Genomic DNA, 23,585 nt, shown 5'->3' with positions numbered 1-23,585 from the left:
TTAGATGCACTCCAGTTCCAGGCGTATCTCATGGCTGTCGGCAGCGGAGAAAACCAGACTCTGTGAGTCTGCGTCGCGGGACTTTTGCACAGGAGACCCGTTGGTGATATCGCACTGGTTGCTGCCGGCCAGTTTCAGATTAACCGGTTGGTGGCCGTGCAAGACCATGCTCAGTAACCACTTGCCGGCCACCTTGCTACGTCGCCATTCAGAGATCACAGCGTTGGCGCTCTCGACGTAGGGGCCGTTGGTCGAGGTTGGCGTAAGGTGGAGTAGTGGATCTGCCCCGACAAGATGAACAAAGCGTTGCCCCGCCACATCGTTATAACCCGCAACACCATGACTACGAGCCAGGTCAGGAAACAGATCGCTTGGTATTTTTACCGTGCTTGGTGCACCTATGCCGCGCCACTGGTAGCCGCCGTCTCTGGTAACGGTCATAGCGGTAAAATATTGAGTCTGAACCCGCTGCGCGTAATCGCTGAGATGCAGGGGCGTAATCGATTGATCAATGGCGTATAGATAAACTTCTTTCAGTGCATTCAGGGATTCGGGGCGTGTCCCCGAATAAAAGTGGTAGTAGATCCCAATGGGCTTAAGTCGCCCCTTCTTTTCGAGTATCTCGAAGGTGTCTATGACGTTACGAAAGCCGTAGAAGGGCCCGGTCCAGAGATTGGTGTAGACGTTCTCGTTCATGACTGGTGCATAAATCTGCAGTTCGTCCCCAACGGGTCTTGCGTCTGGCCATACGCCCGCCAGTTCAGAGCCGAATGGTACCGGGTGGGTGTTTCCCCCGTTGACGTTCACCAGTCCCAATCTGCGAACCTTTGACAGTGCCCGTTCACCTGGCCTGGCATCACCCGTCCAAAGGAACACCGAGACAGGTTTGCCTGGCGGAGTGAGTCTCTCATTGACGTAACTTACCGATCCCTCAATTTCGCGCTTCAGGTTAGCGTTGTAATTCGGCACGTTCATCGAGTAACCGTACTGGACAAAGTCTGACTTTGGGGCAGGGCCTCCCTCCAGAGGCTGCCAGAAAAACGGATGGCTGTAGGTATGGGAAGCCACCTCAACATTCTCCAGCCGGAACATTTGCCTGGCTAATGCTTCCGCTTCCGCACTGGTGTCCGGGTAGAGACCTTGAGGGGACGTTTCTGCCTCAATCACTGACACCGTATGGGGGAGCGGGAAACGCCTGAGAATCTGGCGCTGAATGACTTCTGCACTGAGCGGAGTGCCGGGCAGCTCGGCACGGGATACCAGGCCGTCTCCGTCAATGTGTGCTGTGAGGATTCGCCGACCGCTCTCGGTAGTGCTGTCAATGGCCGGGAGTGTGCCCAGGTTCAGGGCTTCTCTGAGGAAGTCGAAGGGGTTGAACAGCCAGAACGCCTGATCGTCCGGGCCGTACTCCAGGACAAATGGTGCCACCGCGGTGCCGCCCTCTTCGAAGCTGTAAACCGGATGAAACTGACTGCCGTCCTCACTGGTTGCCGTCATCCAGGTGTTGCCGGTCCGCATGGCCGGCAATGGCGTGCCAGGGGAGGGAGGCAGCCGGCCGCCTTCGTACTCACCAACCGAGGGCTGGAGCGAGCTGAACACCAAAGGTGACCCGGGAATCGCAACGCGCCCGATGTTCATCAAGGCTCTGCAGGCTGGTTCGATGGGTACCTGGCCAAAGGTGACAATCGGCAGGGTTGGCGACTGCCACTCCGCCAGCCACCGGCAAAGGCCGTTGCTGCGATTGCCGGTTTCCCACCAGATAACCGCCCCGGCATAGCGATCATCCAGGGGTTCTTCAGGGTGTGGTTCCAGGGCGGAGCGGTAGACGGGAACCAACCCCAATCGCTCAAGGATAATGCCGAGACGGCGGTGAGCCGCACTCTGGTCCATACGCTCTGCTGGCAGGTCGTGGATGACCAGCACGTGTCTCTTTACCGTCGCCGGCTCCGTGGGGCCGAGTCGATTCAGTGCACCGTTGCTGATGTAGGGAACGAATCCTTCGTCTCGCAGACGCCTGGCCTGCTCGGCAGTGTCGTTCCCTCGTGCGGCGTAGTCGATAGCGATGAGAGGAACATCGGGATGCCCCTCTCGCCAATGCCTTAACTGTCCCTCCAGCCATTCCCTGTCGCTATCCGACACCGTTGTGTACTGATTGCGAGAGGCGTCATAGCCGTCCCGCCAGGACTCGAATGCCAGAGCATCTATCAGTGGGTGAATGCTTTCAGGAAGGTGGAACCCGCGATTAACAATCAGTTTGGCGGCAGGATAGCGCTGCTTGAAGGCCTGAATCAGGCGAGCCTGGCTTTCGGCAAACTTTGATGGATTTTCCTTACCTTTGCTGGTCAGAAGATGGCTGTCCATCGTATCCATGAAGACGCCCTGAAACCCGCGCTCAATGGCTGGCGCAATCAACTTGTCCAGAATGAACTGTTGAACCTCCGGGTTGCTGACATCCAGTACCGAACTCTGCCAGGCGGTGTTTTCACCCAGCTTCCAGTGGTCCTTCAACTGAGGGTAGTAACGATGTGAGCGTGCCATCTCGCCGATACTGATATACGTCAGCGGACGGGTGCCGCCCTTGCGCAGAAGCTCGAGGCGGGCGTCGGATGCCCGGTCCTGTTGCAGCACCACCCAGTCGTAAGCATACAGGCTGCCAATAGGTGCTTCGCTGCCGTAATAGAATGCGACATTGTGTGGTGAGGGCTGGGCAGGAAACGCAGAATTACTGACAAGAAGAGCGATCAACAGCAGGCACGTTCGAGACATTTTATATTGGGTTCGGAGCCGGAGAGTGAATGAATATTGTTCCTAATCTAGCAGTTAAGCCGAAGAGAAGGCATTTTATCTGTATATTTGAAAAACCTGTGTAATTATTGTTCATGCTGGCGGTGGACTGTCCGACGGCAGGCCGCTAGCCTCGTCAAATGAGGACTCAGGCTTAAGAGGTTTTATCGTGGCTGACCATAGGAGCGTACCTCTCTGGTGGCTGGCGCTTGCTGCTGGCCTTATTCCGTTTCTGACCATTCACACCACCTTTGTGGTCTCGGTGCTGGAGGGGCATGTTACTGCCTGCATTCCCTACTGGGACAGCTGCACCAGCATCAGTCGCACGGGTCGGGACGGCACGGCCTATTTCATCTTCAAGGGCGCGATGTTGCCGGCGGGGGTAGTGGGTATCCTGTTCTGGTGGCTGAATGGTCGCTGGTTGCGCCAGTTGGGTATCCACACCGCAGGAGCAGCCTGGATTCCCTGGCTTGGGCTGATCGCCTGCCTGTCGTTGATAGCGTATACCCTGGCGCTCGGTCACACGGGTGACGGTTTTAATCTGGTTAGGCGCACCGGCGTGGTTCTCTATTTCTCGCTCACCTTCATTGCCCAACTTCTGATCAGCGGTGCTCTTCGAGATCACCCGACCTGGAGCAGAACGGGCTTACGGCTTTTGAGGCTGTGTCAGATCACGCTCGCAGTGGGCATCCTGTCGGTCATTCTTGATGGCGTGGTGCCCGAATTTTACGACCAGAGGGATGATGCCTTTGAATGGGTGCTGGCCCTGCTGATCAATCTCCACGCCCTTTGGCTGTCGCTACTGTGGCGTCGAAGCCGTTTCCGGGCCCGGCTTTGGGCGGAGTGAAACCGTGGCTACACCTGAAGTGTCAGTAATCCACGCGCCAGCGCTGCCGCACCCGCTACGGCGGCGATACCGAGAATAACAGGTCGAAGTCCCTCAACCGGTAGACGGTGGACCAGTTTTCCCGAGAGCCAGAAGCCAACCAGAACACCGGGAAATGTGAGGGCAAACAGCTTGAGTTCCCGGGCGCCGAGATACCCGGAGGCAAACAGCGCTGTTACGCTGAAAAAGCTCGCGACCAGAAAGAACGCAGACATGTTCGCGCGCACCAGTGGCCCTTTTTCATTCTGGTATATCAGCGCAATGGGTGGTCCGCCCACGGCGGTAATTGTGCCCATGTAGGTGGAAGCCGCGCCGGCAAGCACACTGTTGCAGGCGTTCAGTCTCGGGCGCAACCCGCCGATGCTCAGCGCGACACCGGCCAGTATCAGCACGCCGAATATCAGCTCGAACCCCTTGGGTGACAGGATCAGCAGTGTCAGACCAGCAAGAACGGTGCCCAACGCGCCGCCTCCGATAGCAAAACGTACTTCGCGGATCTGCAACGATTCATGGTAGCGGAACAGCATGAGTACGGTCAGAAGTATTGCGTTGAGTACCAGCGGTGCGGGCACAAATAGTGGACTGATCAGGAACAACAGCGGTGCCGAAAAGGTACCGATACCATAACCGGCCAATCCCTGGAGGCAAGCACCCCCAAGTAACGTCAGGTTGGCAAGCAGAATATGAACCAGGGATACGTCGTCCAAAACCAGTCACCGATTGAGGGTAAGGAATGCCAAAAGCAAAGCCGGGATACAGTTGGAGCTGATAAACTGCGCCCCGTGGTTACAGTATAGTGGAATGAGGGTTTCCGGATGACAGATCAATCTCCCGTCGAACAGCAACGCTGCCCATGCGGTTCCGGCGAAGCCTACCTTGCCTGTTGTCAGCCATTTCATCAAGGCAGCCCGGCACCTACGCCGGAAGCGTTGATGCGTTCCCGATATTGTGCGTTCGTGTTCAAACTGTCGGACTATCTGCAGGAAACCTGGCATCAGAGCACCCGCCCCCAATCCATGAATCTTGATCCGTCGCCGGAGTGGACATCCCTCCACATTCTCGACCATTCCACCCGGGGCGATACCGGCACAGTGCATTTCCGCGCGGTTTATCGTCTGGGTGACGGCTGGGGTTATCTGGAAGAAACATCGAATTTCGCGAGGGAGGGTGGTCGTTGGTTTTACGTGTCCGGCGATACCACGGAAGGTCCGTTGAAACCTGGCCGGAACGAACCGTGCCCCTGCGGTAGCGGTAAAAAATACAAAGCCTGCTGTCTTTGATTCCATGAAACAACCCATTACCGGTTACCACAAAGATGAGGAATGCCACTGGGTCGCCCAACTGGCCTGCGGTCACAATCAGCACGTGCGCCATGACCCGCCCTGGGTGAATCGGCCCTGGGTTGTGTCTGAAGATGGCCGTGAGTCAATGATCGGATTTGAGCTGGACTGCAAAAAGTGCGACGAGGGCGCTCCGGTGGACGAGCGCCCCTGATGACAGGCTGGCTGATTACAGCATAAGGCGATGGTGGGTGAGTATCTGCTCCTTCAGGGCTGCCTTGTCTTGTTCAACGCTCTCAATCAGCGGGTTGATTGCGTCTTCGGTTTCGTCGTTCTCCGTGAGTGTCCCTTTGTCTTCCCTGAATCGCTGCAACAGTTCCAGGTGCACATGTAAGTCCTGGAAATTGCCCAGCCAGCTTTGTCGTTTTTTCACCTTCTTCATGACCTTGTTCCGGCCAGGCTTCTGCAGCTCCATCAGGTAGCGAATGCGCTTCAGCATCTTGCGAAGGGCATGGATGTCTTCGTCCGGGGATTGTTCATTCAGTTCTGCCGCCCGTTGGTTGTAGCGCGATATCCGGGACTCCAGCGTGTGCCGGATGTCTTTCGGTTTCAGGTTAAGGGTGTGTTTCCTGAAAGAGGACGAACTGATCAGGCGAAACCATCGGTCCATGTCGCGTTGATAGTTGCCGCTTTGCAGGTGTTCCCTGAGCTGTTGTTGTTGAGAGTGGGCAAGAGATTGGAAGAACGGGAGCGCACCGGCTGCACGCAAGTCCTCTTCACGGGCAGCGATGAATACATGCAGATCTCGCAGGGCGCTCGTTGCTCTGGCGTGCCGCCCGAGAGTTTTAATAGCCTTGTGCAGGTGCCTCACCTCGATTAGCCCGGCCACCGATTCGGCAATGGCCCGGGAACGCCTGAGCGCAACCCGGTACTGGTGCAGGAATTCTTCGTCAAAGCCGTACATGACACCGTTTTCAAGATCCCGCATTAGGTGGTACTGGTGAAGCAGGGCGTCAGGGATATGGCCCGCCAGGGGCCCGGCACTGTCCGGACTGTGTTTGTCGCGCTTACGGATGAATTGCTGAAAACTGATGTCCCTGGGGGTCAGCAGTGTCCGCAAGTGGCCGCTGTGTTTTTTCAGTTTGTTCCACGGCCGTGCCGGCAACCGAATGTGCATAAGGCTGCCGGTTGGAAAGCTGTCCGGAGGGTAGTCAAGGAGGTGCGATGCCAGATCCAGCAGGGCGGGATTGTGGCCCACAACGGTAACGGTGCGTTCATCGTCTACAGTGGACAACGCCTTGAGGAGAACCCGGTAATCAAACGTGTACAGTCCAGGCTCGGTGAGGATCCTGTCTTGCGGGCACCTGTCTGCTGTGATGCCTGCAAGGGTCTGAGTGGCACGCTGGGCATTGCTTGAGAGGATGAGGCCGTCCAGCGCGCCCAGTTGTTGTGCTGCCCGGGCAAGTGCCGGTAACTGTTGCTGGCCGCGGGCATTGAGAGGGCGTTCCTGGTCACGAAGTGACTCGTCGGCCCAGCTTGATTTCCCGTGTCGTATAAGGAACAGGTCAGTCATGGGTGCCCTCTGCTGGTTGGTACTTTAGTCTACACTGGATTCAAGTCCGTAACCGTCTGGCCGATAAACTCCCTACCGTAACCGACTGTTGTAAAACCGGTTCGCTGTGGCGACCCGGTCTGTCGTCGAACTCTGGTAACACCGCCTTAACAAACTGGAACAGATGGGTTTGCCAGCCTGTGCATAATTGCACGTCAAGCACCGATAATAATGGGATACACGCCGATGACACTGATGACCCGACTTAAAATCCGTTCCCGACTGCTGCTGGCAGTGTTGGTGCCAGTAATATTGACGGCTGCAACCATTACCTGGGTTGCATTCAGTGAATTTCGTGCGAACGAAGCGGAAGAACTGGAGCGTCTGGACGAGAGTCTGCTGGAAGCTCGCAAAGCCGGGCTGAAGAATCTGGTCGAGGCGGCCCGTGCGGTGGTGCTTGAAGCGAAGAACGATCCGGATCTGACGGAGCAGGAAGCCAAGGAGGTTGCGGCGGATCGGTTGCGTTCGATTCGTTTCGACGAAACCAACTACGTATTTGCCTATACCCGAGACGTCTACAACCTGGCTTATGCACCTGATCCTTCAAGGGAAGGTCCTACGGATAATCCGACGGTCCGGGATCTGATTGGTAACCTGTTCGAGGCGGCTCAGGGTGACGGCTTTTACGGGTATGACTGGATGAATCCTGCCTCCGGCAATGAGGAACCCAAGGTGTCCTACGCGGTCATTATCCCGGGCTGGGATTGGTTGGTCGGTGCCGGTGTGTACGTGACCGATATAGACGCCGTGGTCAGCGAGGCTCGCCTGGATATTGAAAAGAACATACGGGCCACCTTGGGCGCTATCCTGATTGATACGGTCATTGTGGTCCTGGTGGCCCTGTTCATTGGTCTGTTTGTCGGTCGCACGGTGACCAAACCCCTGAAAGCCGTCAGTGACATGATGCAGGAAATCGCCGACGGTGAGGGCGATCTGCGTCAGCGGCTGCCGGACGAGGGCACCGATGAATTGGCAGAGTTGGGCCGACGATTTAACAACTTCGTGATCAAGATCCAGAACACCATGCGTGAAGTGGGAAGCACCACGGATCAGGTAGCGTCGGCTGCTGAAGAGCTGAGTCGGGTGGCAAATGAAACCCGTACGTCAGTCCAGGAGCAGGGCTCGGAAACCGATCAGATTGCGTCCGCCATCAATGAAATGGCGGCAACGATCCAGCAGATTTCCGGCAACGCCAATGAGGTCGAGAGTGCTGCTTCGGATGCAGACCGCATGGCCCGTGATGGAGGTGAGACCATCACTAATGCCCAGGCTGCGGTGAACCGGCTTTCCGGTGAAATTGAAGAGACCGCTCGAAGCATCAATTCGCTGGCAGAGAAGTCCGATGACATTCAACAGGTGCTGGACGTCATTCATGCGGTCACCGAGCAAACCAACCTGTTGGCGCTGAACGCCGCGATTGAAGCTGCTCGGGCCGGGGAACATGGTCGCGGGTTCTCGGTGGTGGCCGATGAGGTCCGTCAGCTGGCCAAGCGCAGCGCAGAATCGGCCGATCAGATTCGCGAGATGATCGGTGGCTTTGTCAGTGAGTCGCGGGCAGCGGTTGATCGTATGAACGCCTCCCGTGATCATTCCACCGAAACGGTTGAGCGGATCAACCATGCGACCAGTGCGTTGGGCACCATTGAAAAATCCGTTGGCCAGATCCACGATCAGGTCACCCAGATCGCAACGGCGGCTGAGCAGCAAAGCCAGGTCGCCGAAGAAATCAACCAGAACGTGGTGCGCATCGTGGATGCAGCACAGCGCAGCGATACCGGTGTGACCCAGACGAATGAGGCAAGCGAAGAGCTGGCGCGCCTCGGTGAGAGCCTGCGGTCACTGGTTGGTCAGTTCAAGGTTTAAATTGACCGGATATTGGAACCCTTTTTCGTCGTTGTTCGTGAGTTGGTGACAGGGCGTCAGCTTTGTGACCAACAATAACAACGACGGAAGAGACAATGATACATACAAAAAAACTGGGCGGGGTTGCCCTGACGGCAATCCTGCTTTCCGGCTGCCTGAGCAGCAGTGGCGGAAGTGACGATGCAAACGCCCCGGCGCCTGTCGTTGGTGGTGAACAGAAACTGTTCAAGGCAACCCTCAAACGCACCGCTTTTGGTATTCCCCACATCGAAGCTGATGACTTTGCCAGTATGGGATACGCCTACGGTTATGCCCAGGCGGAAGATAATCTTTGCCTGCTGGCAGAGGATACCCTGACCGTTCGTGGATTGCGGGCCCGTTTTCTCGGGGCCGATGGAACCTATCAGATCCCATCCAACGGTGCGACGACAACCAATCTCAACGCCGACTTTTTCTGGCGGACAGCTGCAACGGACGAAGCCATCGCGCCGTTCAAAACCGGCAGTGATCCGGAAGTCCTGGAGGCCTCCAGTGGTTATGTTGCCGGTTTTAATCGCTACCTGCGGGAACTTCGGAACGGTCAGCACCCTGGACGGCATGAAGCCTGTCGCGATGAGCCCTGGCTGATGCCGATGGAAGAGGATGACATGTATCGGCGCTACTTCCGCCTCGCGGTTCTGGCGTCCTCGTCGGTCTTTGTTGAGGGTGTAGCTACGGCCCAGCCGCCGGCTACGGACGTGCCGGAACTGTCCACGGACCAGATTCTCGATGCCCTTGCGGATGCTGGCATTGAGGGCAGTGAAGACCTGCCCTTCCCGTTTGCGGATGAGTTGCCGATCGGCAGTAACATGTATGGGTTGTCGGCGGGAGCCAGCCGCTCCGGTGAGTCCATGTTGTTTGGCAATCCCCATTTCCCGTGGGAGAAGACCGAACGCCTTTACCTGGCGCACATCAAAGTCGGGGATCAGGCCGAGATTATGGGGGCGGCACTCTATGGTCTGCCCGCAGTACTGATCGGTTTCAATGATCAGTTTGCCTGGAGCCACACTGTTTCTACTGCTTTTCGTTTCAGCTTTTATGAGCTGACCCTGAACCCCGCCGATCCCACCCAGTATCTGTACGAGGGTGAGTTTGTGGATATGGAGGCCACGGAGATTACGGTACAGGCGATGGATGACAACGGCGAGGTGAGTGACGTTACCCGTACGCTCTACAACTCCCGTTACGGACCCATGCTGACCTTTGAAGCGGCGGGTGTGCCGATACTGAACTGGTCGAACGCCAAGGCTTACACCCTGCGTGATGCCAACGCCGAGAATGATCGCCTGCTGAACCAGTTTTTCCGCTGGAACCAGGCTGACAGTTTCGAGGAGTTTGTGGAGCTGCATGGCAGCGTGCTGGGTGTGCCCTGGGTCAATACAGTGGCAACCGGGCCGGGTAAACCGGCGTATTACGGTGACCTGACGGTGGTGCCCAATGTACCGGATGCCAAGGCACAAGCCTGTGCAACGGCGCTGTCTCCGGTATTTGATCTGCTGTCTCCGGGCCTGCCGCTGATGGATGGTTCCCGTGCCGACTGTCAGTGGGATACGGACGCGGATGCCCCTGCAGAAGGTGTATTTGGGCGTGCCAATCTTCCTTCCCTGCAGCGGGATGACTGGGTCCACAACTGCAATGACAGTTACTGGGTCACCAACCCCGCTGAGCCGCTGACCGGCTTCGCCGCCATTATTGGGGATGAAGAAACTCCGCGTACCTTGCGTACCCGTAAATGTATGCAGCAGGTGATCCAGCGTCTCGATGGTTCCGATGGCAAACCGGGCAGCACGGGTTTTGACCTGGCCAACCTGCAGGATATCGTGCTGGACAGCTCGCTACAGTCAGAGCAACTGGCGCGTGAAGATGTGCTGAGTGCCTATTGCCCGATCGGCACTTTGTTGAGCAGTGGCGGGCAGCCGGTGGACATTTCAGAAGCCTGTTCTATTCTGCAGGCCTGGGATGGCACTCATAACCTGGGATCGGTCGGCGGTCATATCTGGCGGGAGTTCTGGCGCAACATTGATCCGTTGCCCGTGGAATCCCCGGACAAATGGCGAACCCCGTTTGATTCTTCCGACCCGGTCAATACGCCGGCGATGCTCAATGTCGCCAGTCCTCTGGTGCAGGCGGCTTTTGCCGATGGGGTGAAAGCCATCCAGGACTCGCCGATGGCGATGGACGCCGCCATGGGGGACCTTCAGGTTTCCGGTATTCACGATACCGTGATCCCGGTGTTCGGTGGTGAAGGGTTCGAAGGGGCGTTTACCATCGCCAGTTCGCGGCCACACGATATCAGCGATGGCCGATACGACGTAAATTATGGCAACAGCTATATCCAGACCGTGACGTGGGATGACGAGGGCCAGCCCGTTGCGGAAGGCTTTGTGACCTATTCCCAGTCCACTGATCCGGCATCGCCCTATTACAAGGATATGACCGAGGCCTACTCCGGCAAACAATGGATACGCTTCCCCTACACTCAGGAAGAAATCGACAGTGATCCGGGGCTCGTAGAGTATCGCCTGGTAGAACTGGCACGTTAGTAAAGAACTCAATCCAGTGGGCACAGGGATAGGTGCCCGCTGCATTGGCTAAGCGGTATTTGGCACGCTACTATTGTCGGGATTATCAGACAATAACCGATAACGAGTAAGACGATGCCAACAATGACTTTTCGCAAACCGTTCCTTGCGGCATTTGCGCTGATGCTGTCGCTGGTCAGCACTTCGCTGATGGCCGAGAAAACCTACACCATTCGACTGGCTGAAACCTGGGGGCCAGGTTCGCCCATTCTGGGAGAGACACCCCGCAGTATGGCCGCCATGGCTGAAAAGATGTCCAATGGACGTCTGAAGTTTCGTATTGACTCCTCCAACAAGCACAAAGCGCCGTTTGGCATTTTCGACCTGGTGCGTCAGGGCCAGTACGACATGGGCCATACCGCGTCTTATTACTATAAGGGCTCGATCCCCAATGCCATGTACTTCACCACGGTGCCATTTGGCATGCTGGCCGCGGAGCAGTACGCCTGGTTCTACTATGGTGGTGGCATGGAACTGATGGAAAAGGTCTACAAACCACACGGTTTGTTGTCGTTCCCCGGCGGCAATACCGGTAATCAGATGGGCGGTTGGTTCCGTGAGGAAATCACGTCCCTGGACGACCTGAAGGGCCTGAAAATGCGAACGCCAGGTTTTGCTGGCGAGGTCATGGCCGAGCTGGGTGTGGCCGTTACCAATATCCCTCCCGGGGAGCTATACACAGCTCTGGAACGTGGCACCATCGATGCCCTTGAGTGGGTCGGGCCGGCGCTGGATCTGCCCATGGGCTTCCACCAGATTGCCGATTATTACTACTCTGGCTGGCACGAGCCGGGCGCGGAAGTGCAGTTCCTGATCAACCAGAAAACCTGGGACAGCCTGCCCGAAGACCTCCAGGAGATCCTGCGGGTGGCCATGCGCACCGCCGCCTACGACATGTACATCCAGACCATGCATGAAAGCGGTGAGGCCTGGGATCGCATGAAGGAAGACTATCCCAACGTGACCCACAAGACCTTCCCGCCGGAGGTGATCGAAGCACTCCGGAATACGACCGATAAGCTGCTGGCCGAAGCGGCCGAGAAGGATCCGCTGGCCAAGGAGATCATCACTTCCCAGCGCGAGTACCTGAAGCAAGTCCGCAAGTGGACCAACATTTCAGACAAGGCCTACCTGAACAGTATCTCCACCGACTGATACCGTTCGGATGAAACCGTATAGGGCACAGGGGCGGGACGAAATAGAAGTGGCCCTCCTGCACACCGACATAGCGGTGTGCAGGCAGTAAGGATCAGTGCCAGATATTGCTGTCGATCTTCTCGTGCAGTTCGGGGTAATCCCTGGACTTGAAATGAGGCACGTCACCCTGCTTTCGTTGTGCCAAATAGTCCCTGGTCAGCTTCACGACCGTGCCTGATAGCAGCACAATGGCAATCAGGTTGATGGTTGCCATCAGCCCCATGGACGCATCGGCGGCGTTGAAGACGGTGATCACCGCTTCGTAGCCACCCCAGATGACCATCGCCAGTGCTGCCAGGCGCAGCAGTGTCAGTCCCAGGGTATTGCCGCCCTTGAGATAGATCAGGGCATTTTCCGCATAGGTATAGTTTGCCACGATGGACGTGAAGGCGAAGAACAGAATGGCAACGGCTATAAAGTAGCTACCGAATTCACCCAGGTGAGCCTCCATGGCCTGCTGGGTCAGCTGAGTGCCGGTCACCCCCGACCCGGGTTCAAGAACGCCGGCCAGCAAGATCATCACGGCTGTAGCTGTGCAGATGATGATGGTATCCACGAAAACCCCGAATGCCTGAACCAGTCCCTGGGAAGAGGGATGGTGGGGGGCCGGGGTGGCAGTGGCGGCAATGTTGGGTGCGGACCCCATGCCCGCCTCGTTGGAGAACAGACCGCGCTTGATACCGTTCAGCATGGCCGCGGTAATGGATCCGGCCGCACCGCCTGCGGCTTCTTCCAGACCGAAAGCGCTTTTCACAATCATGGCCAGCACACCAGGCACTTCTGTAATGTTCATGGCCATGATGATCAGTGCCAGCAGGACGTAGGCGCCGGCCATGAAAGGCACGACAAACTCCGCAAAGCGTACGATCTTGCGCAGACCGCCAAAGATCACGATGCCAGCGAGTATTGCGATCACCACACCAACACCGAGTTTTGGTGCCCCGAACGCGCCTTGCATGGCGTCGGCAATGGAGTTGGCCTGTACCGCGTTGAATATTAATCCAAAGGATAGAATCAGGCAGACCGCGAAAATGGCGGCTGCCCAGGGCGCTTTCAGACCTTTGGCAATGTAGACCGCAGGGCCGCCCCGGTATTGCCCCTTGCCGTCACGCACTTTATACAGCTGTGCCAGGGTGCTTTCAGCATATCCCGTGGCCATGCCCACGAGGGCAACCATCCACATCCAGAAAATCGCACCGGATCCGCCCAGGTACAAGGCAACGGCAACCCCGGCAAGGTTGCCCGTACCGACCCGGGACGCCAGGCTGGTACAGAGGGCCTGGAAGGGGGAGATGCCATGAACGTCGCTCTCCCGCGAACCGCGGATTGCGCGAACCATCTCACCAAAGTTGACGAACTGGAGAAAGCCCAGGCGAATCGTGAAAAAAACACCCACGGCCAGTAGGCCATAGACGAGGACGTAGCCCCATAGAATAGAGTTCAGGAAATCGACAATTGCAGTCATGGTGACGCCTTGTGACTCTGGGATTTGAATTTAAGAGTGGGGGCGGGAGTCTAGCATGGCGTATTCTGAGGAAACTTGCGGATATCCGAAGTTGACTCGGACATCCGCAGATGCGGGGTCAGCTCTCAGGGTAGGCTGTCCAGCTGTCCAGCCAGCTGGATTGCAGGCGTGGGTTCAGGGCCCCTGCGTAATTCGCTGACTCGTCGAAGAACTCCGATTTTGGAGGTTGTGTGGCTTTCATCTGGCGCATTTGCACCCGTGTCTGGAAGTCAGGATCGACCGGGTCCCTGGCTGTCACGTGCAACGCGCTGTCCAGGCGTCTCACGTTATCCTGGTCCGCGGCTGCCAGCCATTGTCCTTCGCTGAAGCCAAAGTCGTCATTATCTGACCCCGACTCATCGGTGCTTTTGCCGAGCTTGCCGGTATTGGCAATCAGATTGTTGGAGAAGGTCAGCCTGCCGTTGCCAATCAGCGATGAGATTTCGTCCCTCAGGTCGACGGCTTCAATGCCATAACTGTCGATGATCATGTTGTGGAAGTGCCCGCCAGTGCCTTCTCGAAGGACCATGCCCCGATGCTTTTTCGCGGTCTGTCCGGTGCCGACGAGGGTGACGTTGTAGAACCACGGTTCTGAGCGTGGCCGCGCCTGATGGTCATTACCGTTGTTGTCGCCCTCAAAGGCGTTATCACCCACATCCGGGTGTTGCTGGACAACAAGGAACTGTACGCGGCCGGTCCAGCCCCAATCCCAGTCAATGCTGTCATCCGCAGCGCCAGTCACAACAATGTTCTTGAGGTCTACAGAGCCTCCAAACATTTCGATGCCATCATCCAGGGCACGATGCACCTGTACGTTGCGGACAATGGTATCGCTACCGCAGCCGCCAAGGGTGAGACCATTGAGTTCATTGTTTTTGTAGACCTCGAAACCGGCGAATTCAATACGGGTGTATTCGATGACGCCGCAGCTGTAACGAGCGTCGTTGCCGCCAAAGGCGCCCCTGGAATCGTTGGCGGAGATGCCCTCAATACCTGCATCGGGTTGGTTGACCGGAGCCTTGCCGAGGACGACCACGCCGCCCCAGTCACCACGGGCGCGTTGCCCCTCGGGTTGGTTGCTGGTGAAGACTACCGGGCTGTCGGGGCGACCGCGGGAAAACAGTTTGCTGCCCCTGGTGACAATGAGTGCAGATCCGTTGTCGCCCTTTACCGTGACGCCACTCTCAAGGGTCAGGTCAGCGCCCTCGACAAAGATCGATTTCTCCAGAACGTATGTCTTGCCCGATTCCCAGACCGCGTCTGAAACGATGTCTTCGTGTACCCGGATGGTTTGGGGTTCAAACGCAGTAAAGCCAAACGCGGCGATGGCGGCAGCCGCAGTAGACGGCATCATCCAGATCAGGTTCCGGCGAAGCCAGGATTGAGGTTTCTGCTGTGTCGCTGGTTGTCGTGATTCAATGGTTTCAGCCGCTGTTGTCGCCATCAATGGGCCCCCGGAGTCCAGGGCTCGGATATCTTCAGCAAGCCGTTTCAGGCGTTCGGAACCAGACGACTCAACGCGTCGCAACACATCACTGCGGTAGCCGGGTTCCCGCAGCAGGTTGTTCAGGTGAACGAAAGCGATGTCCGGGCACTCGCCCTTATCGATCCGTCGCTTGAGTTGCCAGAGTTTTTCAACAAGAAGGGAGGATTGATCCGACATTGATACAGCTCCAAAAAAATGTCGGATCTTTTTTAACGCAAACAGATGACGCTTTAATGACGGATCTGTGTGTGGAAACTCAGAAAATTACACCACCAGTACCGGGCACTTGGCGCGGGATGCTACCCGGTGGGACACGCTGCCAAGCAGCATGCCGTCCTTGTCACTGTGTGTGCCCCGGGAGCCGACCACGATCAGGTCTGCCTCTTTTTCCTTGGCAAACTTCACGATGACGCTGGAGGGGCGCCCGGCCTTGACGAAGCCACGTACTTTTACGGCACCCAGCTCTATTGCATGCTCCTTGGCGTGGTTGACCACATCCCTGGCGTACTCCGACAACACCTTGTCAGGGATATCCATGCCTTCGGGACGCCCGATGGACAGGGATGCCTCAAACAGGCTGTGGTGCTTGTAAACGCAGAGCAGATAAATCTCGGCTTCCGTGAGCTTCTGCAGCGCAATGGCCTTGTCCATGGCCTTGAAAGAAGACTTGGATCCGTCAACAGCCACCAGGATTCTTTTGAACATGCTCTTCTCCCTGAAATTGCTCTTTACTGTCTTCAGCGGAACGCGACGTCACGCAGGAACAGCGCGATTTGCGGGAAGGCGATAATCAGTCCCGCTGCTGCGACCAGCATGAAGACAAACGGTGGCGTTCCGCGAATCACTTCCCAGTATGGGCGTTTGAATATGGCAATGGCGGTGAATATGTCACACCCGAAGGGTGGCGTTGCGGAGCCAATCGCCACCTGAAGCGTAATCAGCACCCCGACAAGCACCGGGTCCAGACCGGTGGCTTCTATTGCCGGTGCAAAGATCGGCGTCAGCACCAGGATGACCACAATCGGGTCGACAAACATACAGGCGACGAAAAAGGCAATGCAGATCGCAATCAGCACGCCGACCGGTCCGGCCTCGTTAACGCCGACAGCCTCCAGTATAGATTGGGGAATCTGTGCAAAGGAGATAATCCACGAAAAGCCGTTGCCGACAGCCACCAGTATGAATACCACAGCGGTAATCAGGCCGGTGGATTTGGCGATCCGATAGATGTCCGGCAGTTTCAGCGAGCGGAAAACCGCGAATTCCAGCAAGAAGGCATAAAGCACACAGACGGCTGCAGCCTCGGTCGGACTGAATATGCCGCCGTAGATACCGCCCACAATGATAACCGGGAAGAACAGAGGCCACAGCGCTTCGCGGACGGCGACCCCCCGCTCTCTCCAGCCAGCCTTCTCCTCGGTGGGAACCTTGTTAATGTAGGCATAGATCAGGCAGTAAATTGAAAACATGAACAGAATCATGACGCCGGGGCCAATGCCGGCAATAAACAGCTCTGCAATGGAGGTCCCGGATATAACCCCGTAAATAATGAAGCCGATACTGGGGGGGATCAGAAAAGCGATGTCACTGGAATTGATGATCAGCGCCAGTGAAAACGAGTCGGAATAGCCGGCTTTGAGGAGTTTGGGCCGCAGTGGAGAGCCGACCGCGACAACCGTCGCCTGGGTTGAGCCGGAAACCGCACCGAAGAGGGTACACGACGTGGCGGTACTGATTGCCAGCCCGCCTTTTATGTGTCCGATGAACGCCATCACCATATGAATCAGACGATCGGCGGACTGGCCGCGAGTCATGATATCCGCCGCCAGAATGAACATGGGCACGGCAATGAGCGAGGCGGGGCGGATGCCCCCCATCATTTGCTGGATGAAAGTGCCCATCTGGCCGAAGCCATCGAACATCATTACAAAACCGACCACCGCACCGGTAATCAGCGGAACCATCATCGGGAAGCCCAGCAGTAGCAGCCCGATCATGATCACCATCATTATAGTTGCCATGAGTTTCTATCCTTTGTTAAAGCGGCTGCAGGGTTCAGACTTCCGATTCACTGTCCGAGTATCCGTCGATCACACCGGTCGAGAGGTATATATCCTTACTGGTGAAGTTCTTGATGGCAGTGAGGAGATACTGAATGCCAGTGATCGCAAAGCCGATAGGAGCCCAGACGTAAATCCACCAGATCTCAAACCCCAGCGCTGGCAGAATTCGACCACGGCCGTAAAGGGTTTGGACGTATTCGAAGGAGTAGTAGCAGAGGAAGAACATGACCAGGGATGTAAACAGGGCAATGAAAATCATCAGTACTTTTCTTCCTTTGGGCGGAATCGTATCGTAAACCGCAGACATACGGATGTGACGGCCATGGCGGGCCGCGTAGCCAATACCTGCAAAGGTGATCAGGATAATAAGGATCCGGTTGATCTCACCGGAGAAAAACAGGCCTTCACCAAAGACAAATCGTGCAATAACGTTGACGCACGTGTTGACAGCCATCAGCATCACGCCAACCGCAAGCATGACGGCCTCTGTCTTGGCAATGATTTCGTCGATGGTTCCCAGAAACCCGGGCAGGCCGGACTCGTAGGTGCCGGTATCGTCTTCTAGATCCGGGGAGTTCTCGGACATGGGTTCTGCTCCAGAACAGATCGCCCCCGGCCGGTAGGAGGTCCCCGGCGGGGCGGGGTTAATACAGTTTCCCGCCGGGCGGCGCCGGCGGGAAAGGTTCCTTCAGGTTCAGTCGTTCTGAACTTCTTTCAGATCTTCCTTGAACTGCTCCAGCAGTTCTTTGCCACTTTCGCCGGTCATCTCGATGAACTTTTTCTCCACCTGGGGCGCACGGGCCTTGAAGGCTTCGATCTGTTCATCGTTCAGGCGGGTGACTGTAACCTCGTCGCTGGCCTTTTGAATTTTTGCCAGTGACTCTTCGGCCAGGCCGTCGATATGAACGAGGATCTCCTCGAAGGCAAAATCCGCGGCATCCTGTACCAGCTGCTTGTCCTCGTCGGACAGACCTTCATAGAAGTTCTGGTTGGCCATCATGGCAGTGGTGAACCAGCCGTGGGCTGTAAAGACGAGGTTCGGGGATACTTCATACAGTCCGCCGGACTCAATCCAGAAGATCGGATTTTCCTGACCCTGAATCATGTTGGTCTGCAGGGCGCCGTAGACTTCACCCCAGGGCAGAGGCGTCGGGGTCGCACCGAAGGCGTCATAGGTTTCAGACAACAGCGGGTTGGTCATTACCCGGATCTTCTTGTTATTGAAATCTTCCGGCTTGGTGACTGGTTCGTCGACGGTGACGACCATTTCGCCTTCCGGGTACATCTGCAGAAGCTCAAGCCCTTTTTCCGCGTAGAGCTTGGGGAAGTCCTCATTGATCGCTTCACTCTCACGGAAAAACTCGATGACCGTTTCCATGTCGGTGGGCATCAGGTAGGGAATGAAGAAGATCTGCGCTTCCGGGATCAGGGAGCCGGTAAAGCCTGGTGACTGGTTTACAAAGTTGAGGATGCCAGCCTGGGTCTGTTCCATGATGTCGTCGGACTCGCCCAGTTCACCGAAGCGATAAACCTGCAGGGTATGGTCAGAGTTCTCTTCAATGTATTCTTTGAACTTGTAGGCGAATACGTCCTGGACGTCGCCTTCGTATTCTTCATGCGCATAGCGCCAGTTAGCAGCGTTTACTGAGTTGGCGGCTGTCATGGCCGCGAACGCGATCGCTGAAATTCCAGCCAGTTTCTTGAACTTGCTTAAGCTGCTCATCGTGTTGTCTCCATTTAGTTTTTTACTCCAAACACTTGCTGCATTATTAAAGACTGGCAAAACAACGTGATTTTCGCAAGAAAATGGCCAATTTAGATTGCTGGGCGGTATCGTATTGAAGTGAAATGGAAAATGATTGCAGTGCATCGTGTCCAAGAGAGGGAATAGGATGAAAAAATCGTGGATGGCATGGCGGTTGCCGGTTTTAGCCGGCTGCCTGATGGTATTGGCTGGGTGTATGTCACAACCCATGATGGGCGGAGGTGAAGTGCCGTTGACCAATACATACTGGAAGCTTCAGGCGTTGGCGGGTGTGCCGACACCGGATTCCGGGGCGGCCAGTGAAGCGCACCTGATTCTGCGGGACGATGGGGTTGTAAACGGCTTCAGCGGCTGTAATGCCTTCCGTGGCGAATACGAGGTCATCAACAACCGGAATCTGGTATTCAGCCGCATGGCCAGTACCCGCCGCGCCTGCCAGAATGCCGATATTCCTGAGCCGGCATTTTTCCGGGCGCTGGAGAACACCGCCGGAGTCCAGATGGAGGCTCGTTACTTGCGATTACTGGACACTGACGGCCAGGCGCTGGCGGAATTCGAAGCTATAAGCCAGCCCTGATGAGAAACTGGCGGAACTCGGAAACCACCCGTTCCAGGCTGTTCTCCAGGCGGTGGCCGTCCGGCACCATAAGGATGGGTAGTTTCTGGTGTTCCGCGAGCTCTATCACAGGCATGGCCGGAACCACGTCGTCATCCCAGCCGTGAATGAGCTGTATGTGGTCAGCCTGAATGACCGGGCGTGATTGTGGGTAGCCGGGGAGGGCAAGTGCCGGCGCCAGCAGGAAGCAACCCAGAACCCGCTGGTGGGCACTGGTTTGCGCACAGACCCAGCCGCCCATGCTGGAGCCAGCCAGGACAGTACGTTCCGGAACGGCTCCTGCCTTCTCCATTGCATCCTTCATCTGTTCCAGACGGGTAGCGGGATCTTTGCTGATGCGGTGATCGACTGCGATAGCGACAACCCCGGGAAAGGCTTCCGCTGCCTGTTTCATGGCTTGAATTTTGGTGCTTCCCGGGCCGCTTTCGAGACCGTGGGAGAGAAATACGTGGGTGGTCTTTGCTGCCATTTTCCGGAGTCCATCCTTTATGTTGTCTGAGGGGCGTCAGGCCCGGCTGAGAATATCCAGGGCATGACGCCGTTTTTCCGGGTCATAGATATCGACGGTGAACATGAGTTCATCCACGTCCACGGTGTCCAGCAGGCGGTCCAGTTGATCCCGTACGGATGACGGGCCACCGAGTACCTGCAATCCCAGGAAATCCCGGACGCTGGCTTCTTCGCCCGCATTCCACAGCCCTTCCATGGTATCCACCGGTGGTTTCATCCACAGTGGCTGACCACGAAACAGCGCCAGGATGCGCTGGTAACTGGTGGTGGCCAGCCATTGCGCCTCGTCGTCCGTGTCCGCAGCAATAGCGGGCACCGCGAGCATGGCGTAGGGCGTTTGCAGCTGCTCCGAAGGCTGGAAGTGGTCGCGATAGACTTTGAGCGCCTCGCGGTACAGCCGCGGAGCGAAATGCCCGGCGAAGGCGTAGGGCAGTCCCCGCATGGCAGCCAGTTGCGCGCTGTAAAGGCTGGACCCCAGCAGCCAGATTGGTACGTTGGTGCCGGCTCCCGGAATCGCCTTGACCGGTTGGCCGGGTTGCAATGGTCCCAACAGAGTCTGCAGGCGTGCCACATCTTCCGGAAACTGTTCGGCTCCCAGTCCGTCACGCCTCAGTGCCCGGCTGGTGATCGGATCGGTGCCCGGTGCACGCCCAAGACCCAGGTCGATGCGGTCCGGATACAGGCAGGCGAGTGTGCCAAACTGTTCGGCAATCACCAGCGGCGGGTGGTTGGGCAGCATCACGCCACCAGAGCCGACTCGTATGGATGAGGTCTTGCCGGCAATATGGCCAACCAGCACGGACGTAGCCGAACTGCTGATGCCCTCCATGTTGTGGTGTTCGGCTAGCCAGAATCGTTTGAACCCCAGCTTTTCCCCGTGCTGGGCATAGGCCACGCTGTTGGCCAGGGTGGTGCCGACGGAGTCGCCGTCGCGAACGGAAGCCAGTTCCAGCAGCGAAAATGGCGGGCGTTGTGGCATATCTTGCTCCGAATACATCGAATCTTTGGACTAAAGATCGATCACGATGGGTGGGTTCAGGGGTTTGAAGCTGCCGGTACAGGTACTTGCGTTGATATACCGGCGTTGACCAATCTGTTGTTGGCCGTATCCCTCGTGGATGTGCCCGAAGATATGGAGCCTGAGATCGAGGGTTTCAACCATGCTGGCGAGATCCTCACAGCCGACGCTCAGCGAGCCGGTTCCGGTTGGTACTGTATCGAGGATGCCCGCGGGTGGTCCGTGAGTAATCAGGACGTCGGTGTCCCGTGGAATTCTGGCCCAGCGCTGAGCCAGTTCCGCCCCGCGTTCAAGATTGAAGGCCCAGTTAAAGAACGCGGGTGTCCATGGGCTGCCCCAGAATTTCAGGCCTTCCAGTTCGAGGCTGCTGTCCTGCAGGTAATGGGCATGTCTGACAAGGGCCCGGGCGACCTGTGGTTCGTCCTGAAAACACCAGTCGTGATTGCCGGCAATCAGAATCTTGTGCGGGTGGGGTTGTTCGGCGAACCAGTTGTCCAGGTCTTCCAGCTCATCCAGCGACCCCACACCGAGACAGTCACCGGAGTGGATCAGGATGTCGCCATCGGGCACCTGGATCTGTCGGTGCATGCTGTGGGTATCGGAAATACAGACAAGTCTCATGGTTCGTTATCCGGCTGAGAGTTGGACGTTGATGCGGGCAACCACCCGGAATCTAAGATAGCATTGCCCCCCGATATGTCATCCATGATTTTGCAGTGAGTCCATGCGCCTGATTCTGAGCCGAAAAGGGTTTGATTCCTCCGCCGGCGGGTGTCCGAGCCCGGTGCTGCCGGACGGCTCCCTGTGTGTGCTTCCCATTCCCGATAGCCAGTCCCGAATTCGCTACGATGATGTAACCCATGGCGAGCGCAGACTGGGAAAGATTGCCCGGGATCTGACCAGGGGAAGAATCCGTGGCAACCACGGCGCCCATCTGGATCCGGACCTGGTGGCTGACGCTTTTCCCCGTGCAGAAGGTTGGCGTCCGGTGTTGGGGCAGACGGGCTCCGCCCAGGGCCATTTGCGTAATCAGGGCGTGAGTGCCGGGGACCTGTTTCTGTTCTTTGGTGTGTTCCGCAGGGCGGAGGTTTGGCAGCGACGCTGGCGCTTTGTCCCGGGCTCGCGGCCATTTCATGCCATCTGGGGTTGGCTTCACATCGGGGACGTTCACCGGATTGACGACCTGGCACCTGGCGCCTTGCCCTGGGCCGGTTATCATCCGCATTTTCATGGTGAGCCAGATACTGGTAATACGCTGTATGTGTCTTCTGACCGCTTTTCCCTGGCAGATGAAAAGAAGCCGTTTCCGGGCAGCGGAGTGTTTACCCATCTCGATGCGCCGCTGGTGCTGAGCGATCCGGATGGACGCCTGCCCACCCAATGGCGGCTGCCATCCGGTTTCTTCCCCGGCGATGGCAGGCCGGCGTTGAGCTACCACACCCGCCCTGACCGCTGGCGGCTTGCGCCGCCGTATTGCTATCTGGATTGTGCCGCCCGTGGTCAGGAATTCGTGCTGGATATGGGCGTCTATCCTGACGTGTCGGACTGGGTTGCAGGGCTGCTCAGAACTGGCCGTGACGCCCGGCACCATCCTTGAATCGCTTTGCGCCTTCCACGGCTTCCTCGAACACCACGGGGTAGCCGGCCGCGCCCTCTGATACCAGAGCCTCATGCATGTCCAGGTCCCATTGATGGATAGCGGACGCCCGGTCTGCCAGCATGCATTTTTGCGGAAAACCAGCGATGTCCCGGGCCATTTTTTGAGCTGTTTCCAGCGCCGTGCCATCGGCAACCTTGCGGCTGGCCAGCCCTATATCCAGTGCTTCATCGGCCTGAACCGGCCGGCCGGTGAGAATCATGTCCATGGCGCGCCCGTGGCCGACAATGCGGGGTAAACGCACGGTGCCGCCATCGATCAGCGGCACGCCCCAACGCCGGCAGAAAACGCCGAACACTGCGGATTCTTCCACGACCCGTAGATCGCACATCAAGGCCAGCTCCAGTCCACCGGCGACCGCATAGCCGGAGACAGCTGCTATAACCGGTTTCGACAACGCCATTCTGGTGGGGCCCATGGGGCCGTGACCGGTGCCATGGGGATCGATTTCATTGCGCCGCTCAGGATCACCCACTGCGGTCAGGTCCGCACCTGCGCAGAAGTTGCCACCGGCACCGCAAAGCACGGCCACTTTTAATGCATGGTTCTGTTCAAATTCCATAAACGCCTGTCGCAGGGCATTGGCTGTCGGTCTGTCTACGGCATTGCGTTTGTCGGGCCGGTTGATGGTGATGGTCAGAATGTCGTCGTCTACGGAGGTGAGCACGGGTTGGTCAGTCATGAGTGTGTCCTGTATAGCCGATAACGTTGGTCTGCGGTTCA

At 57.1% G+C, this 23,585-nt stretch carries 21 protein-coding genes; 8 read left to right on the top strand and 13 right to left on the bottom strand.

Annotated elements, in window-relative coordinates; all coding sequences use genetic code 11:
* Window positions 1-2,766 (bottom strand): endo alpha-1,4 polygalactosaminidase, encoded by a 2,766-nt coding sequence (locus Q0Y21_RS18120; RefSeq protein ID WP_297798393.1) that lies wholly within the window; start codon window positions 2,764-2,766, stop codon window positions 1-3.
* A 187-nt stretch (window positions 2,767-2,953) separates the two neighbouring features.
* Here Q0Y21_RS18120 and Q0Y21_RS18115 point away from each other — a divergent pair, with 187 nt between their 5' ends.
* Complete coding sequence (locus Q0Y21_RS18115; RefSeq protein WP_297798391.1) at window positions 2,954-3,631, top strand: hypothetical protein; 678 nt, start codon at window positions 2,954-2,956, stop codon at window positions 3,629-3,631.
* 8 nt (window positions 3,632-3,639) lie between these two features.
* On the opposite strand, the gene Q0Y21_RS18110 is transcribed toward Q0Y21_RS18115, so the two are convergent.
* Complete coding sequence (locus Q0Y21_RS18110; protein ID WP_297798389.1) at window positions 3,640-4,377, bottom strand: sulfite exporter TauE/SafE family protein; 738 nt, start codon at window positions 4,375-4,377, stop codon at window positions 3,640-3,642.
* A 108-nt stretch (window positions 4,378-4,485) separates the two neighbouring features.
* On the opposite strand from Q0Y21_RS18110, the gene Q0Y21_RS18105 reads away from it, so the two are divergent.
* On the top strand, window positions 4,486-4,950 hold the full coding sequence (locus Q0Y21_RS18105; RefSeq protein WP_297798387.1) for a YchJ family protein: 465 nt from the start codon (window positions 4,486-4,488) through the stop codon (window positions 4,948-4,950).
* 4 nt (window positions 4,951-4,954) lie between these two features.
* Complete coding sequence (locus Q0Y21_RS18100; protein WP_297798385.1) at window positions 4,955-5,164, top strand: DUF3565 domain-containing protein; 210 nt, start codon at window positions 4,955-4,957, stop codon at window positions 5,162-5,164.
* Between the two features lie 15 nt (window positions 5,165-5,179).
* Here Q0Y21_RS18100 and Q0Y21_RS18095 read toward each other — a convergent pair whose 3' ends face one another.
* Complete coding sequence (locus tag Q0Y21_RS18095; protein ID WP_297798383.1) at window positions 5,180-6,523, bottom strand: CHAD domain-containing protein; 1,344 nt, start codon at window positions 6,521-6,523, stop codon at window positions 5,180-5,182.
* A 225-nt stretch (window positions 6,524-6,748) separates the two neighbouring features.
* Here Q0Y21_RS18095 and Q0Y21_RS18090 point away from each other — a divergent pair, with 225 nt between their 5' ends.
* The 3 genes from Q0Y21_RS18090 to Q0Y21_RS18080 all read left to right on the top strand — a co-directional run bounded on the left by Q0Y21_RS18090 (window position 6,749) and on the right by Q0Y21_RS18080 (window position 12,201).
* The gene (locus tag Q0Y21_RS18090) at window positions 6,749-8,425 is read left to right on the top strand and encodes a methyl-accepting chemotaxis protein (protein WP_297798381.1); all 1,677 of its coding nucleotides are present in this window, start codon (window positions 6,749-6,751) and stop codon (window positions 8,423-8,425) included.
* Window positions 8,426-8,520: 95 nt separating this feature from the next.
* Window positions 8,521-11,007, top strand: coding sequence for a penicillin acylase family protein (locus Q0Y21_RS18085; RefSeq protein WP_297798379.1), 2,487 nt, complete (start codon window positions 8,521-8,523; stop codon window positions 11,005-11,007).
* 123 nt (window positions 11,008-11,130) lie between these two features.
* Entirely contained in the window at window positions 11,131-12,201 is a 1,071-nt protein-coding gene (locus tag Q0Y21_RS18080; RefSeq protein ID WP_297798521.1) for a TRAP transporter substrate-binding protein, read from the top strand.
* Between the two features lie 94 nt (window positions 12,202-12,295).
* On the opposite strand, the gene Q0Y21_RS18075 is transcribed toward Q0Y21_RS18080, so the two are convergent.
* The 6 genes from Q0Y21_RS18075 to dctP form a co-directional block, all read right to left on the bottom strand.
* Window positions 12,296-13,708, bottom strand: coding sequence for a sodium:alanine symporter family protein (locus tag Q0Y21_RS18075; protein ID WP_297798377.1), 1,413 nt, complete (start codon window positions 13,706-13,708; stop codon window positions 12,296-12,298).
* Window positions 13,709-13,826: 118 nt separating this feature from the next.
* On the bottom strand, window positions 13,827-15,410 hold the full coding sequence (locus Q0Y21_RS18070; RefSeq protein ID WP_297798375.1) for a hypothetical protein: 1,584 nt from the start codon (window positions 15,408-15,410) through the stop codon (window positions 13,827-13,829).
* Between the two features lie 87 nt (window positions 15,411-15,497).
* Window positions 15,498-15,938 carry a universal stress protein gene (locus Q0Y21_RS18065; RefSeq protein WP_297798373.1) on the bottom strand — a complete coding sequence of 147 codons (441 nt, stop codon included), beginning with the start codon at window positions 15,936-15,938 and terminating at the stop codon, window positions 15,498-15,500.
* Window positions 15,939-15,970: 32 nt separating this feature from the next.
* Window positions 15,971-17,254: a TRAP transporter large permease gene (locus Q0Y21_RS18060; protein WP_297798372.1), complete on the bottom strand. Its 1,284-nt coding sequence runs from the start codon at window positions 17,252-17,254 to the stop codon at window positions 15,971-15,973.
* A 34-nt stretch (window positions 17,255-17,288) separates the two neighbouring features.
* Window positions 17,289-17,882 carry a TRAP transporter small permease gene (locus tag Q0Y21_RS18055; protein WP_297798370.1) on the bottom strand — a complete coding sequence of 198 codons (594 nt, stop codon included), beginning with the start codon at window positions 17,880-17,882 and terminating at the stop codon, window positions 17,289-17,291.
* 108 nt (window positions 17,883-17,990) lie between these two features.
* Window positions 17,991-19,019, bottom strand: coding sequence for a TRAP transporter substrate-binding protein DctP (gene dctP, locus Q0Y21_RS18050; RefSeq protein ID WP_297798368.1), 1,029 nt, complete (start codon window positions 19,017-19,019; stop codon window positions 17,991-17,993).
* 169 nt (window positions 19,020-19,188) lie between these two features.
* On the opposite strand from dctP, the gene Q0Y21_RS18045 reads away from it, so the two are divergent.
* Entirely contained in the window at window positions 19,189-19,638 is a 450-nt protein-coding gene (locus Q0Y21_RS18045) for an META domain-containing protein (protein WP_297798366.1), read from the top strand.
* Here the strand turns inward: Q0Y21_RS18045 and Q0Y21_RS18040 are convergent.
* Genes Q0Y21_RS18040 through Q0Y21_RS18030 form a run of 3 tightly spaced genes read right to left on the bottom strand, consistent with a single transcriptional unit; the run spans window position 19,622 to window position 21,826 of the window.
* Window positions 19,622-20,146, bottom strand: a complete 525-nt coding sequence (locus tag Q0Y21_RS18040; RefSeq protein WP_297798364.1) for a YqiA/YcfP family alpha/beta fold hydrolase — start codon at window positions 20,144-20,146, stop codon at window positions 19,622-19,624. The two genes, Q0Y21_RS18045 and Q0Y21_RS18040, sit on opposite strands and share 17 nt — an antisense overlap.
* 36 nt (window positions 20,147-20,182) lie before the next feature.
* Window positions 20,183-21,166: an LLM class flavin-dependent oxidoreductase gene (locus tag Q0Y21_RS18035; protein WP_297798362.1), complete on the bottom strand. Its 984-nt coding sequence runs from the start codon at window positions 21,164-21,166 to the stop codon at window positions 20,183-20,185.
* A 30-nt stretch (window positions 21,167-21,196) separates the two neighbouring features.
* The gene (locus Q0Y21_RS18030) at window positions 21,197-21,826 is read right to left on the bottom strand and encodes a metallophosphatase domain-containing protein (protein ID WP_297798360.1); all 630 of its coding nucleotides are present in this window, start codon (window positions 21,824-21,826) and stop codon (window positions 21,197-21,199) included.
* Window positions 21,827-21,929: 103 nt separating this feature from the next.
* Between Q0Y21_RS18030 and Q0Y21_RS18025 the strand changes: the two genes are divergently transcribed.
* Window positions 21,930-22,802, top strand: a complete 873-nt coding sequence (locus Q0Y21_RS18025; RefSeq protein ID WP_297798358.1) for a hypothetical protein — start codon at window positions 21,930-21,932, stop codon at window positions 22,800-22,802.
* On the opposite strand, the gene Q0Y21_RS18020 is transcribed toward Q0Y21_RS18025, so the two are convergent.
* Window positions 22,768-23,544 carry a crotonase/enoyl-CoA hydratase family protein gene (locus tag Q0Y21_RS18020; protein ID WP_297798356.1) on the bottom strand — a complete coding sequence of 259 codons (777 nt, stop codon included), beginning with the start codon at window positions 23,542-23,544 and terminating at the stop codon, window positions 22,768-22,770. The genes Q0Y21_RS18025 and Q0Y21_RS18020 overlap by 35 nt on opposite strands.
* Window positions 23,545-23,585: the final 41 nt, after the last annotated feature.

The sequence above is a fragment of the uncultured Marinobacter sp. genome, from assembly GCF_947259545.1.
Classification (GTDB): Bacteria; Pseudomonadota; Gammaproteobacteria; order Pseudomonadales; family Oleiphilaceae; genus Marinobacter.
Note: the sequence above shows the minus strand (reverse complement) of the source record. Positions and strands in the feature narration are given on the sequence as shown.